The following is a 17,158-nucleotide window of genomic DNA, read 5'->3' on the forward strand; positions in this document are numbered from 1 at the left end:
ATTGCATCAAAAAGCCCACCTGATCACTGTAGCAGGCGGGCTTTTTTTCGTGTTACTTAAGACAAGTTTTTATCAATCATTGCCTCTTGCCTTGTGCCATTTTCGGAATGAGCAAGACAAGCATGACGATGATTCCAACTGCAAGCAAGCCAATATATAAAATCATGAGCCTGGAATTATCGTTTGTGTTATTTTCTGTATTCTCAGACACTTCAAATTTGTTGTTATGATCCATATCCGAAAAAAGCTTTAACCGTTCTGCAGTCGCGGTGATCGTATTAGTGGTTTTGCCCTCCCCGATAAACAGCTGATCTTTTACACTGTCCAGTGGATTCGATTTTTGTTTTTCAAAGGTCAAACCTTTTTGCTCCTCTGGAATAGCTTTCTTATTGTCATAAAGAGAATCCTCATGTAAGAAATTAGTGTTTTCATCAAATTCTTTTTTTTCATAAGTATTGGGCGTTAAAGTATCAATATCGGGACTGGCCCCCGCTGAATTTCCGTTTAAGAAAATGGCAGCGGGGAGCATTAAAGCGATAATAAAGCTTTTAAGCTTCATGTGCCTCTTCCCCTTCCTTATGAGCCCGTGCATTCTTCAGTGCATTGAACGCGAGCGGTATGATGGAAAGGAAAAGAATGATCGCTGTTAAGACGATAACAGCCGGTGTGAACAGTGAACTTGTACCGTATTGAATCGACATATAAACCTTTGACATTTGGTCTTCATACTGAAAGTTTGGAGCAGCTAGAGCAAGCAGCGGTGTGATGAAGAATGCAACAAGCGCTACACTTGCAACCCAGCCAATTAAATTTCCTATTTTAAAGCTGACCAGCACGAGAGTCGAAGCAGCAGCCAAAAGAAGGATCGTAAATATCGACCATTCAATCGCCCGGGTTTCGCCTAGTGGATAGATATTTAAGCCAAATAAGCTAATAATCAAACCGACGATTAAATTTAATAACACAAACATCGAGCCTTGAACCAGCATGGAAGCCCCTTTGAAGTAGTAGCTGAAATAACCGATTAACAGGCTGCTCAATAACACAATCGCCAAAATGACAACTGGCGGAACTTTCTTTTCTTCTTCCTCTTTCGAAGTTCCATCCCCGCTGATTTGCAGCGGTTGCGACAAATATTCATAAACCGGGCCATTTTGCTGGCCGTCCACATAGGCGTTGCCAAGAACGCTGAAGATATCATCACGGAACAATTGAGTCGTGGCGACATTTGTGCCCCATTTTTCGTTCAGCGTATCTGCATCCTTCTGGACATTTTGGACCTGGGTTTGCAGTTCGTCCGTATAAGCGACGATATTGCCCTGGCTCTCACCTAATGAGGTCATTAACTCATTGATCCTCAGCACTTCCTCGCTAATGCTTTTCTGGCTTGAAACTACAACTGTGCCATCTGCTCCTTTTTCAGGTGTTGGCACGTTTCGGGTTAACAGATGCGCAGGGTTCTGAATTTGCTTTAACACAGAATTGGCAGTTTCTTCGATTGATTTTAGGTCATCTTGGACTATTTTTTGTTCTTTATCTAGGTTTGTACGGTATTCTGTAATGAATGCTTGTAATGTACCTTCTAAAGCAGTCATATCTGCTTCTGTAGAAGGTAGATCTGTGTTTAGAGTTTCCCAAGCTTTTTGCTCATCAGGATTCATTGCAATTATTTTATTAATATCATTTAAGAATTGTAATTTATTTTCACTGTTATCATAAAGCATGCCTTTTAAGGTAGATTCATACTGTTCCAGAAGCGAATAATATTTTAGATTTTTTACCAGATCATTATTATTAATAGTAATCCCAAATATATTTGATAAATTATTATTCGCAGGTAAATTTTCTAACCCAAGAATTAGTTGCTCCTTATTCTCTACAATTGGTTTTAGAGGATTATTATCTCCTGTATTCTTAGTTTCTAAATTAGTTTTTAATATATTTATTCGAGAAGCCCAATCGCCTAAATCCTCTATAATCTGGGTTTCTGGTTCAGGCTCTTGTTCAAGGGATGTTTTTAAAGCAATCACTTCATCATGAATTTTTGTAAGTTCAGCTAATTCAGCCTGTAAATCTAAGATTGACTCAGGATTACCATCTCCAGAACTACTATTCAGTTCACCTTTTATTTGCATAAGTTCAGCTTCAAGTTGCTTTAATTTTATTGAATCTTGTGAATTAATATAGGCTACTAACTGATTAGGTTGTTCTTTGACCTGTTCAGAACGAGATAAAGACAGATTTTTTATCATCTCATTGTTCTCTTTGATATCTTCACCAATCTCTCCCAAATCTACAGAGATTTTTTGGGTACTCTGCTCAAATAGTTGTTTTGATCTTCCAGTTGAATCACTTTGAGTGGTACTGGCATTTTGAATGCTAGTTACATTTTCATCCTGCGCTTTCTGCAAAGTCTGCTGCTGCAATTCCTGATACTCCTGATAGTCCTCTACATACTTCACAAAAGCCGCAAGACTCTGCTCAAATTGTTTTACGTTGTTCTCCCGCTGCGGTGACGAAGCTACTGTTGATCTCATCGTGGATTGAATGCTTTCGAGCATGCTTCTTTGTTGCTCTATTTCGCCGGCGAGGCTTTGTGAGCTTGGTTTATAGAAAGCGAGCATCGCATTCTGGAAGTCGATTTCTTTCTGCAGGATTTCGTCAAATTTACTCCGGACATTTTCCAGGTCTTGAGAGACATACGCCCAGTATAAAGTGGAAATTTTTCCGTTTACACGGGTTGTTGCCTGCTCAATTTCACGCAGCACTTTTTCACGATTGAAAACATTTAGTTGATCCTGGACCGTATACTCGAACTTCGCCTTAACAGGCTGCTGGTCTTCATAGGTCATGATATTCCTTGAAAAATCTGATGGAATAAAGACGACTGCATCGTACTTTGTACTTTCCAATCCATTCACAGCAGCACTCCGGCTGAGGACTGTCCATTTGTAATCCGAATCTTCTGCGAGAATATTGGAGAACTCTTTGCCGAATTCCAATGATCTGTCCTCTTTATCTGCACCGGTATCTTCATTTACAACGGCAATTGTCCTTGTTGCATTGGCCCTTTCCTGCAATTCGTTGTCACCGACAGAACCAAAGAAAACGGCCGGTGTCGAAAAAATGAGGAAAACAACAACAATCATTTTCACAATGTATTTCGTTTTCCACGTCATGTATAGACCTTCCTTTCAGTGGCACATAGCGGAATTTGGATTTTGATTTCCTTCCCATTGATTACGTAATATCCATAGCCCGGGTGTATTTCTTCTTCTTTGCGCTCATAAGGAAGCGTAAAAAGAGTTTGTTCTGATTTCTTCATCAAAATAACGGCCTGGCGGATCTGCTTTATTTCTGACGTTAAGGAATCATAGCCTTTTGACAGGTCATTATTGCTTCCGGCCACCAAAACATTAAACCCAAGATGGCTGTAATTTTTCATGAGGCTGGCGATTTTATCCTGTAACTGGCTGTCCAATATTTGCGAGAATCGCGCATAACCATCGACCGCGAGTATAATTGGCGCAAAGTCCATATTCACACTGCCGTGCTGGATTCTTTCAAGATAGTCTCTTTCCCTATTCGATACAATCTGCTCAACACTGCCAAGCCAATCGGAAATATCCTCCTTTGATTCTATATAAACGACGTTTTCTTCGTCCATATAAGCGGATAGCCCCCGGTCAAACGAGTCAAAAATTCCAATCGGTTCAATGCCCTGAAGCAAGGCTGTATTTAAAATAACCTTCAGGACATTTGTCTTTCCTTTTTGCGCCTGGCCGACAATCAACCCATGCTTATTTTTCACAAAATTCATGTAGACAGGCTTGACGAACTCTTCATCGAGGCCGATCGGGATCATTCCCGGCTGTTTCATGCCATCTGTATATTGGGCAAAGTTAATCATCGTCAATTCAGATGGAAGCATTGGAACCGCCTCAGGAACTTTTAACCCTTCATATTTTTCTTTTATTAACTGAATATCGTGTCTAATTGTGTCCAATAGTTCATAGTCATCCGCGCCATCTGCCGGCAAAAATACCTGTGAAAAGAAAGTTTCTTCTTGTTTAATAATCGCCCTTCCCGGTATTGGTTCTGGTGCAAACGGCACTCTTCCCAAGATCGTGTAGGCTTCAGTATTGTCCATCAAATAGTGAACGATTTTAGTTTTTAAATTGTTCATCAACGATTGACGAATCGAGTTAATTCTTGTCGCAGTAAAAATCATGTACACTCCCAGCGACTGCCCATCCCTGGCAAACTGATTGATTTGCGTTTCGAGGTCCTGCATCTCTTCTTTGATGAGATCAAAATTATCAATCGTAATAAACAGGAGCGGAAGCTTGTCGGCGCCGAGCGAGTTATACATTTTAATGCTGCTGACTTCCCGCTGCTGAAACAACTGTTTTCTGCGCGCTATTTCCTCTCTTAATATCCTCATGAACTTCTCTATTTTCCGTTCATCATCGATTAAGAAAAAGTCTGCAGTGTGTGGCAGCTGCTTTAATGGCAGGAGTGCTCCATTTCCAAAATCGAATACATAGTAATAAACATCTTCAGGGCTGTAGCGCTCTGCGATACTGAGCAGAAGGGTCATGGCTGTATGCGATTTCCCGTAACCGGAAGAACCAAAAATCCCGATGTTTCCATCGTCCATGACTTCGTATCCATAAGGTGTCTGGCTTTGTTTTTCCGGCTCGTCGATTAAGGCAAAGTAAATCTCGCGCTCATTGTCAGAAGTATACTTTCTCCGGGACAGACGGTTTGCAAGCGGCGGCAGCCAAGGGCTGCTCAGCTTTTCAATGCCCATTTCCTTTTGCACTGTTTCGATCTGATCAACAATCGCTTCTATCTCCGTTTGCCCTTCTTTTTTCTTTCTCTCATGTGTGGACACGTCCGAAAGCGGAATCAAGCCAAGGTCGGTGACGATCGCCACCTCATCTTCTGTTTCGGAAGTGTCTTCAAGATACTTGGCGCCACTCCAAGCCGACTGGAAAAGCTCATAAATTTCGTTATTGCCGACCTGGAGATAGCCTCTGCCAGTCACGGTGATCGAAGCCGCATCGCCGTTCTTGAGGATTTCCCGGCTGTCCTCGACATTCTGAACCTTCAATGCGACCCGAAAGCGGGCATTGCTCCAAATCTGCTCATCAATGACACCGCCCGGTTTCTGCGTAGCCAAAATTAAATGGACTCCGAGGCTTCGGCCGATACGCGCCGCACTGACAAGCTCCCTGATGAATTCAGGCTCTTCACTTTTTAATTCGGCAAATTCATCCGAAATCAAGAACAGGTGCGGAAGTGGTTCCTCAGCAAGATTTTGTTTATATAAATCTGTATAGTCATTAATATGATTGACCTGGTATCTATCAAACAAGCGCTGGCGCTTTCTCAACTCGCTTTTGATCGAGGCGAGCGCTCGTGAGCTGAAGTTTTTACTGCCTTCAATATTGGTAATCGTCCCAAGCAAGTGGGGCATGTTTTTAAAAGGCTGCGCCATGCCTCCCCCTTTATAATCAATCAATAAAAATGCGACTTCATGGGGATGAAAGTGAACGGCCAGAGACAATATGTATGTTTGCAGAAGTTCACTTTTCCCCGATCCGGTTGTTCCGGCGAGAAGTCCATGCGGGCCATGGGCTTTTTCATGAAGATTTAGTTCAACGACATCTTCTTTCCCTTTTAGCCCAATTGGGACAGCCAATGATTTAGCCGATTCCATCGTTAACCAATTTTGTGTGATCGGCAGCTGCTCGACTTCTTTTATGTTCAGCATTTCCAGGAAAGAAACGCTGCCCGGAATCGAATTGGTCATCCCAACTTGATGATCCAGCGTTCTCATCATCCGTGCAAAAGCTTCATTGCCTTTTCGCTGGTGGGAATCGAGCCGGAAAGGAATCGACACAGCTTTTTTCTGCTGGATTAAAATATCCCCCTCCCTGTCATTGATGTATCTGACAAGAGTTTGGATATTCTCGGTCAAGCTCTCTTTTGAATCGGCGGCAAAAATAACCGAAATTCCCAGATGCGTATGCTTTCCTTCCAAATATTCGAGAATGACATGGTCGGCAATTAACTGCTGGTTGGTGATAATAAAGACGAGATGCGGAGAAAATCTTGTTTTCTCCTTGTCTTCAACCAGGTCCCTCTCCCGAAGAATTTCGTAAATGGACGAAAGCAATTGGTCACGGGTTTGCTCATTGTAAATCAAGCCTTTCGCATGGATATGAGGCAGCTGGAAGTGTGGCAGCCACTTGACCCATTCCCATTCGCTGTACTCTTTTTCATTAAAAATAAACACAAATCTTAAATCATGATAGCTGTGGAAAAAGGCAAGCTGGCCAATGATCTGGTGAATTTCATTCATCACCACAGCTTCTTTACCAATCAGCCCGATCGATCCCTGTGATAAATCTGCGACAACCGGAACATTTTTAATTTCCCGGTACACCTTTTCCATCAGCTGCGATTGCTCGAGCAAATCATCAATTTCCCGGTTTGCCAGATCCCCGGCGCTCACATTGACCTGGTAGCTGGGTGGTACTGTACCGGTACCAAGCCGGAATTGAAGAAAGTCATGGCTTTCAAGCGAACGCTCCCAAAGCCGGTCGGAAATCTGTCCGGTCAAGTACTTCATTCTTTCAAAGGATGGAAAATGAAACTTCAGCACCTGCTTCTGTTTTTCGGCTAACTCCTGCAGTTCAGTACGCTTGTTTTCAAGATATTGCGTATAAACCCTGCGCCTCCGCTCTTTCCGCTTTTTCTGGGTACTTTTATCCTTAAAGTATTGAACAGTCGACGTGACCATTGTTGTCATGAACATAACCATGGAAATAATAATAAATATTCCTCTTGGCTGAATCAGTGCGACAACGCCCATTACAATCAGCATGATTAAAGGAGGCATGATAATGAGCCATAAGCCTCTGTTTGTATCATCCGACTCCTGGGCAGGAAAAGACAAAGTCACTTTTTCGTTAGGAAGCTCATAAATCATCCTCGGCGTCCTTCTGTAAACCGGATACTTTTTGCTCATTTCCGATTGGGGACGGCGAGTTAATGAAAGAGATGTCTCGTAATCTTCCAAACTGTTGATTTCCAACAAGTCGTCTTCGAGCAGGCGGATCGTCATGAATGGACGAAATAAAATGTCGCCTGTTTCCACTTTTTTATTTTTTGAGATTCTTTGTCCGTTCAAGTAGAGAATACCGTTCCCAGGCTCAACCACCCAACCCGTCCTCGTGTTAACCAGAATAAAAGAATCATCTTCAGCTTTAAGGACGGACCGCTGCGCTTTAAAGACGACCGTACTCTTTTCATGCGGCGAAAAGGTCAATTCTTGATGACTTCCTATATAATAGGTTTCTGTTTTCTCATCTTCCGCTGTGAAGAAAATCGATAATGTTTCATGCTGCTCTTTCAGCTGGAACGGTTCTGTGATTGTTGCCTGTCCAATCGGCTTTCCATTTTGCTTAACCGTTAAAACAGCAAGTCCATCGGTCTCGATTTCTAGTGGCCCATCTTGAAACGGGAATTCCCTTAAGGTTACCGTTTGTTGAACATCCCGGCCAACGGTGAATAAATGGGGCTGGCCTTTTTTTACCGGGACCCGCTGGTAATGTTGATTATAAAACAACCAAATGGTGCTCAAGCTATCACCTCCTGTAGAATCAAGTTAATTTGTATTGGTTGAAGGCTCCCCGTTGGTAGCGGCGGGCTGAGTTGTTGCCGGGTCTTGTGCTGGCTGTTCCGCATTAGGCTGATTTTGATTTTGTTGTTGCTGGCTCTGCTGTTGTTCTGCAGGCTCATCTTCAGCTTTCTGCCCGGACTGGTCTTCTTTCAACCTGCGCTCTTCTTCCTCCAGGGCTTTCCGTTCATCCTCGTACTCGTCAATCTCAGCTTGAATCTCGTCCAGAGTCTTCTGCTTTTCTTCGCTGGTAAGGTCTTCATCCGCTTTCACTTCTTCCCGGTACTTTAGCAGGCCGAAAACAATCAAATCCCGGTCTTCCAGGGAACGGGCAATTTCAAGCGCTGCCGCTGCGTTTCCCCGTCCAATATGAATCCAGTATTGATAATATTGGGGATCTGCTTGAAGCGTTATCGTGTTTTGGACATTTTTCCGCTGGTCTTCACTAAGTGACTCACTAACGATGTAGGATTCCGCCAGCTGGTATTGGACCACCCTTGGCATATCCTCCACATCATAGTTAGCCAAAGTCCCGACTACTTCACTGTAATTTTTTTTCAAATAATGCTCCTGGCTGTCTATAAACGCTGCTTGTTTAGGCTGGGCAAAAATAAGCGAATATACACTAAAAATTAGAGCCGGTAATAACACGATGATCATTCCCAAAGCTGCATACCGGGTAATATTCCATTTTTTTCGGGTGACCCGGACAAATTTTTTCTCCATTCGTTCAATTAATCTCATGTTTTCCCGAATTGTATCCAACAGTTCTTCTTCCGATTGGGCAGCCATCACTTTTGCAGCAGCAGGTGAAAGCTCAAGCGTTTCATGGAATCTTAAATATTTCTCGAATGAAAACTTTCCATCGACAGCTGCTGCAACAGTAGCTTTTATTTCCTGCCAGAGCCTTTCTTCATCTTTTTCATAAGGCGGAAGGCTTTCCTTCACTCCATAATGAAGAAAATACGGCGTTAAGCTCTCATCGATCACAATATTTTCCGGGCAGACAATGAAATGGAGCCGCGAAAGAGAGTGATTCATTATTTTCTTTACAAGCTGCGAAGCAAAAATCCATTTGCTTTTTTTGTCTTTATTTTTTAATTTGGTAAAGGTTATGTAGTTTGATGGTGGCTCAAATTCGAAGCGGAGTTCATCCTCTGTTAAATGAATGTTCTTATCGATCGAAGGGTCGATGTCCTTAAGCATGTCCACTTCTGCTGCGTGATCCAATTTGATTTTCTCTCTTTGAAAAATCAGCAAAACAGATTTATTTTCTGTTTTCACAACCGCTTCAAGCTGCTCTTCGAGATACGTTCGATTCTGTTCTGACATGTTCAGATGCTCCTTTATAATATTTCGAGACGGTCTCCAGTAGTGATGCCGCAATCCACCAGCTTATCGGTTCCAGACAGGACGATCTGTTTATTAGGAATGCGTACCCAATATCCTTCGCGCGGCGGTTCAGAAATGGATTTGGCCTGCCAGACAATGTCAATCACTTTTTTAACAGAATGATAGTTGGATAGGCGGAGATCAAAAGTATCTTTTTTATAGTTCTTTAAGTCTATCGTTAATTCGATATACATAGTTTCACCTCATAATAAAGGAGCGCCCTTCATCTGGTTGGAATGGCGCTCCTCTTCACTTCATTGATATCAGATGAAGTTAACCGCGAATTTGGCTCGCAATTTGGCTGTCAGCATCTGCAAGGGCTTTACCAGTATTTCTAAGCTGCACAGAAATGTCCTCAAGCAGTTGCTGCATTTGAATAAATGAAGGTCTTAATGCCTCATACTGGTCGCTGAACGCTCTGCTCGCTTCACCTTCCCAGGCACCTTCCAATTCCTTAATCATGCCATTCAAACGGCTAATTTGCTCTCCTACCTGATTGCTCTCACTGCTATAACGGCCTGCCATGCTTTCAAGTTCAGCTGGGGTAACGCGAATAATTCCTGACATTTAATCAGCTCCTTTTCCCTGAATTTACTTCAATTGTAAAAATATACACTAAATAGGTCAATTATAAACTTGATAATTATAGAAAAACAGTTAAATATACCCGGCTTATTCCCTGATTGGGAGATGCACAAACCTCTGAAGCAGTAACTTTTTCATAATTTTCAAGTTTTTATACCGAAAATTAAGTCAAATGACCTAAAAGATTTATTTAGGAAGCTTAGTTTCTATTTCTTCGTAATAAACGGTAATGCTCTGTTTATTCATCTCATTAATATGGTCATGATAACGGTTTGCTAATATATCCATGAGGGATATTTGGTCATTGATAATTGATTTATAGTCTTTATGGTTATTTTCCAGCAATTTCAGCGATTCTTCTATTATGCTGCCGGAGCTTGCTTTCAATTCTTTTTCGATAAGGGTCAACATTTCATAGCCAAGGCTGCCCATTTCCTCGAGATGCTGTTTAAAAATAGATGATTTATTCTTTAAGTCCTCATACGGCTGAAATCGATGAATCTTTGTTAGTTGCCCCATGATTTCCTCCTTATTAACGCAAATCAAATATAGCGGAAATATTCTTATCCTCTTGAAATAACTTTTCAATGGAGGACCGGATGCTTTTTATCTGTTCAAACCCCCTTGTTTGCTCCTCCTGGAAATAATGAAAGGCATCTTCAAAGGTATCAGTAAAAATAGTATCCAAAGGGCGAATCGACTCATGGACGGATATCCCCCTCATTTCCACGTTTCCGCCCGGCAATAGATACCGGCAGGCATGAGGATTGGCTTCCATATCATTAATGGCGCCGATCAAGCGACTTTTACGATTCTGAAAATCGTCAACATATTCACGATGGTAGCTTTCCTTCAGTTTGTTGAGCATATCAGCTTTATCCTGATATTTATCCATTCCAATTTGATAAATTCTCACTGCCGAAGAGAGGTTAACTTCGATTTTCTGACCTTCTGACGTGACTTTAAAGCGATACATATCATTTCCTATATAACGCTTCCCGTCCTGTACGGCAAGAGAACTGGCGACATGAGCCACTCCATGGGCTTCTATAGCTGTCCCAAAGCCTTTGAAAAACTCTATCGTGTCGTCAAAAATCTTCTTAAATTTATCTTTAATATGGGCGGTTTCTAGCTTAATAGTGGCTGCTACGTCTAAAATGCCTATGACATACTTCTCATAATCAGCAATGCCCGGGTCAAAAAGGTCTTTTATCAGTAAATCCCCTAAGCTTCCAATCGATTTCATTATGTTAGCAACATGGCCCTCTATTTCTTTTAAATATGATGCAATCTCATATCTAAGAATCAACGTAACACCTGCGGCCATGTTAATTAGTGCCGGCAGGTTTTCAGTTAGCTTTGCCAGCCTTTTGCCAATTTCCTGTACTCGCAGTCCCAATTGTCCAAGTGCATAGACAAGTTCTGTCGGGAATTCGGGAATCGGTAGTGGCACCGTTACGTTCACAAGGCGCGAAGGAAATCCTCCAACAGGCAGAGACATATTAACGTCAACAGTGCTCCAGTCCGGCCCATCCATCAGCTTCCCCAACTCTGCTTCAATCGTATCAAGCAATGTATAAAACTCCTGATCGACGCCTATCAGGCCCCTCATTAAGCCATCCATCCCATTCTCCTGATAATAAGGCGCCATTGTCGCCAGGAACACTTGAAGCACTTGCAGGTCCTTATCAGAAAGGTTGGCAAAGGCTCCACGAAGCCCATCAAAGGCAGGATCCGTGTCAACCATGGTTCGGTCACCCAGGTCCAGAAAGCCCCGTATGCCGGACACTCCGTATAACACGTCCTCTTGGGAAGTTAGATGGTGGATGTTCGCTCCTTTTTCTTTATAGTATTCTTCTGCGAATGCTTTTACTTCTGCGGGTGGGATGGTGTAGAGTTGGTTGAAATCGTTCTGATCTTTATTGAAATGTTCAAATAACATAAACCTGAATTTAGGATCAACCAAAGCCAATTGGTATACGCTCGGCGGAGCATCATTTATGGCATATACATTGTTATAAGAACCGGTCATCAACTGCAGCATTTGAATTAAGTTGCCACCTAAAGAATGACCGATTCCTGATTTCTGCAACTCTAAATTTTTATTATCCTGCTTCACTCTTTCAACAATTTTTTTCGTCACTATACTATCAAAACGTTGCGCGTGTTGATACTGATTTTGAATTTTTCCAACGAAAATACCAAGTCCATTGTATATCCAGTCATGCGGATCGCCAGTACCTTTATCCTCTCTTAATTCACTGCCTCTAGTAATCGTATAAGCAAAATTTATTCCTTTTTCAGGATCATAAAAATGAATCACTGTTCCATCAAAACCAGAATCTTTTCCTAACCTCTTTAATTCTTGTAGCTCCGTAATATCACTGGAATGATATATCATGATCTCTCCAGATGGCGCCTCTCCAGTCTCTTCAATAAAAATTCTCCTGATACTTTCAACCGACATACTGTCGGATTTCCCATATTCTAATTCAGCTATTCGAGCCCGAAGTATGTCAGTATTTAGAACTTCTTCATTCTTCATTCTTTTCACCTGCAATTTGGGTGTTTCTAAAAATTCACTGACTTCATTAACATCAGCAATTTATCTTCAACTTCCGGTGAGCTAGCGGCACATTTTTGATTACTATTTGTACAAAAACTACGCGAATAGAACATAATAGCTTTTTCATTTTCTTTTGACTTAATATAACTAAAAAAACTATAATATTTTCCCTTCTTAGTTTTATCGGAATTTTTAGCAAAATAATAGGTTTTATCCTCATGCTCGAAGGTCTCGTACTCACCTTGGTAACTTGCCATAATAGATAATAAGTCCAAATTAGCATCAATATTTTCTGTTATTGGGCTGTTTTCATAGGATATTTGATATTCGTATGAAATGTTGCCTTTTTCATTACTACCAAAAATAAATGACTCATCGTAATCTTCAGTTTTTTCATAACTCATGTCTGAAATCTTACCATTTACCGGGAATAACATAGTATAGCCATTAGTTTTAGACTTAAAAAGGTAATAACCGTCCTGTACTTCCTCAGTTGAATCCATAAATCCCCTTGTGAATTCATCCGTGAACGCTAGTGTGTCAGGCCAGTTATTAGCTGCTGCCCTTTGATCTTTCTGGTCAGGATTATGGTTCATTCCGCATCCCCCTATAATAAGAATCAGCATGATGATTCCAAGCTGCTTAAGTCTTTTCAAAATCAAAATCCCCTTTCGAGATTTTCGCAAAATACCTCATTCCATTACTACCACATATTCCCACGTAGTTTCAACTATATTCAGGTTGGAAATTAAAAAACACAACTTTTTTACCAGATTATTCAGGATTTTCTGCATGTTTTATGTAAATTTATACAACTTTAGCATCAGCAATTCATTTGCAAAAAACAGATAAAGTATAATTTTACAATACTGATAATTTGAAGATAAGGAGATGGAGATACGGATATGACTGATAAAGTTTCATATAAAGAAACGACTTCTTACCAAGTTTTACTCGAGTGTTTTTCCGCTTTTTTATTTCGGCTAACTATTTTACATCACTTGTTTTTCAATCCGGACTAACCCCCAATAACAGCAATACTTTTATTTTACTAAGATCCTTTTTAACGTTTCAGTGACAATTTCCATTAATTCTGTGGAGGTCTCGGGATTAAAAATAAGATAAATGGGTGTTTCTGGTATTGGAGTGGGCAAATTTAGTTTTACCAAATTGCCGCTTTTCAGCTCATCTTCCACAATCATTTTTTGGAGAATGGTAAATCCAACGCCCTTTCTGACCATCATCTTTATCCAGCCTACATTATTAATTTCAAGAGATTTGTCCGTTTTGATGCCCAGCTCCTGAAGATAATTTTCAATGGACTTGGTTACGAAAAAATTTCTGTTGTATATTATAATTCTCTCATTTTTAAGATCTTCGCTATTCACCATCCCTTTATTGGCCAAATGGTGGGTTGGACTGCAAACAAGCACATTTTCTTCATCCGTAACTTTGACAAAAATAAGATTATGAGACTCAAATTCTTTTTCCGAATAAATATAGCCAAGTCCAAACTTTACTTCCCCACTCTTAATCAACTCTATCGTATCCTTTGTTTCTTCAATTTTTATTTTAAAGTCCAAATTTGGATAGGATTTATACAGCACCTTTAATAACTCTGGCATTATATTCACCCCCATATGGTTAGGAGAAGATATAGTGATATTATTATCAATTTTAGAACCACTTTTTAACGTTTTTTCAGCTTTTTTTATCAATGTAAAAGCATCTTTAAGATATCCATAAACTTCTTGTCCCTTATCGGTTAAGGTAATTTTTTTCCCATTGGTTCGTTTAAACAGGATCGTGTTAAATTCACCTTCCAATTGTTTGATTCGAACACTAATTGTTGGTTGGGTTATATTCAATTCCTCAGCCGCCTCTGAAAAACTGCCTTTTTCGGCAATCATTAAAAAGGCTTCAATATTTTTAAGTTCCATTTTAAACACCCCAATACATGATTGCATTATCTTTATATAATGAAAATTACTTTTCCTTTTAAAATCCCCAATACCTCTTTAGGATTAAAAAGCATGGATGATGTAATTGATTAAGGTTATCATTATTGAAGTGGATATAATCATGATGACGGCAAATTTCCAATTCCACTTTAATAAATCTTGATACCTTACATCCAGAAGATTTGTCCCAATGATATTTAATGCAGACACCGGAGACAGCAGGGTACCCATTGCCCATCCAACAGTTAAGGTAACCGCAAATATAATGGCGCTTAAATGAATACTACTTGGATCGATGGAATTAGCCAGAATGGTGACGGTTACAATTTGATGTACTCCTAATAGTGAAAAAAGCACAATTAAAGAGAGAATCATTAAAATGACAAACACTTGGGAATGGTTTGTGAAAAAAATGAAGATAGATAATATGTAATTTGGAAAAGGTGATAATTGAAACATCTGAGAGAAAAAAGAAGCTGTAACGATCATCATTGATTCATTATGGACATTGGGCAGAATATTTTTTCGGTAATGTTTCAACTCAGATTTCATTTCATCCTTTTTCTTTAGTAAAAATGACCATAAAAAAGAAGAGACAATCGCAATAAGGCTGACGATAATGATTAAACTGATATCTAACATTCTATCTAAAATAATGATTGAACCAAATAAACCTATGAATCCCATTGTTAGCTCCAAAAGCTTTTTCCTGGGTTCTGGTTCATCGCTGATTGCTGTGCTTTCCTCGTTCAAATACGGTAGCGCCCTTACTTCTATTCTAAAGAGAAATAGTGAAATAAGAAAACCCAAAATAACAAAAATAAGTGCATAAAATAAAAAAGGAATACGTGTTAAGTCCAGAATGAAGAGGATTATAGCAACACCGGCGATATAAGGTGAAAATATGATGGATAAACAAAAACCCTGCATAATTGCCTTTGTATAGGTCCCTTTACTGGTCTCCAAAAGTTGTCTGAAAAGATCTATTGAAACTCGCAATGCACCAATATTCATAAATGAAGTTAACAAAGCCGAACTGCCAAGAACCGTTATAGGAACAAAAAATGGTTTGTCCGACCATCTATTAATAATAGTTACAATCGTACCATCATATCCTCCTAAGCGCATCGGAATGGAAAGTAGTGGTACATACAAAAATAAGGGCACGAAGGCTAAGTTTAGCAAGATTGCTTCCTTCCAGTAGCTTGATGCACCACCATAAAAAAAATAAAAGGCATGCCCCAGGATAACCAATACCAACGTAATCCTCTTTGGAACTTTATTCATAAAATAAAAGCAATACAGAAAAGTAATGACAGCCATGCTGACTATTAAGGTATCATTTCCTGCTCCTAAAATAACATCAACCAGGTACAATGCTCCCAATAAAAATAATAAAGCCCCTCTAATTGAGCTTGCATACTCTATACGATCCCACAATAATCGTCTTTTTATTTCAACCTTCTCCAAAACTTACACTCCTTCCTAGCTACTAAAATAGATCTGCAATAAAATCGCAAGTGAGGAAGTTACACTGAACACCAAGAATGCAAAAAATAGATTATGTTTGACAACCTTCATTGGACTTTCATTTATGGTTACGGCTACAATGTTTGCATTCATTGTAAACGGGCTTGAAGCAGAGCCAGTCAATGCTCCTCCGAGAATGGCCAACGCCAACCATTCAGCCGATACATTCATAAATTGCAAACTTAATGTTTGCGTGGCTAAAACCACCACTAATTGAGGGATTATACCAATCCATGTCATTAAGAAAACGACAAATCCAATCACTAATAAAATAAACGGTCCGATCGTAATGCTGATGGAATATACGGTATCGTTAATCCAGTCGTCAATATGCGAATGAGCAATCACATTAATGAATACAGACATAGCGACAAACAATGCAACCTGAGAATAAATATTGGGAACCGTCTCAACAAGACGCTTTTTCATATTTTTGCTGTAAGGCTTGCCCTTTTTTAAAAACAATGCCCAAATAAACGAATATGGAATAATCATTAATACAACAGCATCCAGCATTGAAAATGTCAGCCAATGGCTTAAACTCAAAATTAGGACAATAAAAATAACAATATGCAACAGAAAGTAAATTAGACTCTTTTTGGCTTTTACAGACAAAACTTCATGCTGATTTTCTTCAACTAAAAAATGCTGATTCACTTCTCCTTTTAAACGTCTATAGCTTGACTGGATATCTAAAAACAGAAATAAGATGGCTATAGTAAAAGTAAGCGGCAAAATAATTGACGCCTTGGCCCCGGTGCCGGTAATGGCAATGGTCGGCGCAGCAGCTACCGGTGTCCAAAACAGAGTCATAATAAATGGCCTTACATATGTGATTGATTGAAATTTATTAATAAAGGAGGCCGGCAGCTTTTTCAGAAACTCTGATAAGGATGCCTGGATGGTTGGAATAGCAGGAGCAGTCATCACAGAACATAAAATAAACGTCACAATTGAAAAGGTTGCATACATACTTTTAAAGGAAGTGATTCTACTTCTAAAAAAGCGATATATTTTTTGCGGATATTCGCCCAGTAAAACGGGAATGGACAATAAAGAAGCATAAGCCAACAAAACCAAAATATTGGTCATACCCGAAAAGTAGGTTAATGCGTCCCATGTAAACAGATCGTTCAAATACATAACAATTAGCGAAAACGATAGGGAAATTACGATGATGATTTGATAAAAAACTTGGATGCCCTGCAGAGAAAGGATTAACGCAAAGAAACTGCATATGCTTAAAATATAGTCCGAGTATTTGATAGGTAACACCAATTGAATAATATAGAACAGAAACAGAGAATTAAAAACAATCGATCTAGAAAGATTTAATATTACACCCATATCCAATTTTGAAACATTTTCTGTTGCCATCTTTGCCTGGATCATTCGTTTCTATCACCTCTATAATAGTGATTTTTCTACAATAGC

At 39.9% G+C, this 17,158-nt stretch carries 12 protein-coding genes; all 12 read right to left on the reverse strand.

The window, feature by feature from the left end:
• Positions 1-76: 76 nt before the first annotated feature.
• On the reverse strand, positions 77-559 hold the full coding sequence (gene essA / locus CU633_RS20415; protein WP_101662399.1) for a type VII secretion protein EssA: 483 nt from the start codon (positions 557-559) through the stop codon (positions 77-79).
• Positions 549-3,179, reverse strand: coding sequence for a type VII secretion protein EsaA (gene esaA, locus CU633_RS20420; protein ID WP_101662400.1), 2,631 nt, complete (start codon positions 3,177-3,179; stop codon positions 549-551). Before esaA ends, essA begins: the two co-directional genes overlap by 11 nt.
• Complete coding sequence (gene essC, locus CU633_RS20425; protein ID WP_101662401.1) at positions 3,176-7,654, reverse strand: type VII secretion protein EssC; 4,479 nt, start codon at positions 7,652-7,654, stop codon at positions 3,176-3,178. The genes esaA and essC overlap by 4 nt, the downstream gene beginning before the upstream one ends.
• Before the next feature lie 24 nt (positions 7,655-7,678).
• Positions 7,679-9,022, reverse strand: coding sequence for a type VII secretion protein EssB (gene essB, locus CU633_RS20430; RefSeq protein WP_101662402.1), 1,344 nt, complete (start codon positions 9,020-9,022; stop codon positions 7,679-7,681).
• Positions 9,023-9,036: 14 nt separating this feature from the next.
• On the reverse strand, positions 9,037-9,276 hold the full coding sequence (locus CU633_RS20435; RefSeq protein WP_101662403.1) for an EsaB/YukD family protein: 240 nt from the start codon (positions 9,274-9,276) through the stop codon (positions 9,037-9,039).
• 79 nt (positions 9,277-9,355) lie between these two features.
• A complete protein-coding gene (locus CU633_RS20440) occupies positions 9,356-9,649 on the reverse strand; it encodes a WXG100 family type VII secretion target (RefSeq protein WP_101662404.1) in 294 nt (97 codons plus the stop codon).
• 204 nt (positions 9,650-9,853) lie between these two features.
• Entirely contained in the window at positions 9,854-10,186 is a 333-nt protein-coding gene (locus tag CU633_RS20445; protein ID WP_101662405.1) for a hypothetical protein, read from the reverse strand.
• 13 nt (positions 10,187-10,199) lie between these two features.
• Entirely contained in the window at positions 10,200-12,212 is a 2,013-nt protein-coding gene (locus tag CU633_RS20450) for a DUF6792 domain-containing protein (protein WP_101662406.1), read from the reverse strand.
• A 26-nt stretch (positions 12,213-12,238) separates the two neighbouring features.
• A complete protein-coding gene (locus CU633_RS20455) occupies positions 12,239-12,889 on the reverse strand; it encodes a hypothetical protein (protein ID WP_101662407.1) in 651 nt (216 codons plus the stop codon).
• Positions 12,890-13,276: 387 nt separating this feature from the next.
• Positions 13,277-14,173: a LysR family transcriptional regulator gene (locus tag CU633_RS20460; protein ID WP_180955051.1), complete on the reverse strand. Its 897-nt coding sequence runs from the start codon at positions 14,171-14,173 to the stop codon at positions 13,277-13,279.
• Between the two features lie 84 nt (positions 14,174-14,257).
• Positions 14,258-15,664: a hypothetical protein gene (locus tag CU633_RS20465; RefSeq protein ID WP_101662409.1), complete on the reverse strand. Its 1,407-nt coding sequence runs from the start codon at positions 15,662-15,664 to the stop codon at positions 14,258-14,260.
• Positions 15,665-15,679: 15 nt separating this feature from the next.
• Positions 15,680-17,116, reverse strand: coding sequence for a hypothetical protein (locus CU633_RS20470; protein WP_101662410.1), 1,437 nt, complete (start codon positions 17,114-17,116; stop codon positions 15,680-15,682).
• Between the last annotated feature and the right edge of the window lie 42 nt (positions 17,117-17,158).

Source organism: Bacillus sp. V3-13 (assembly GCF_002860165.1).
In the GTDB taxonomy this organism is placed as follows: Bacteria; Bacillota; Bacilli; order Bacillales; family Cytobacillaceae; genus Bacillus_BJ.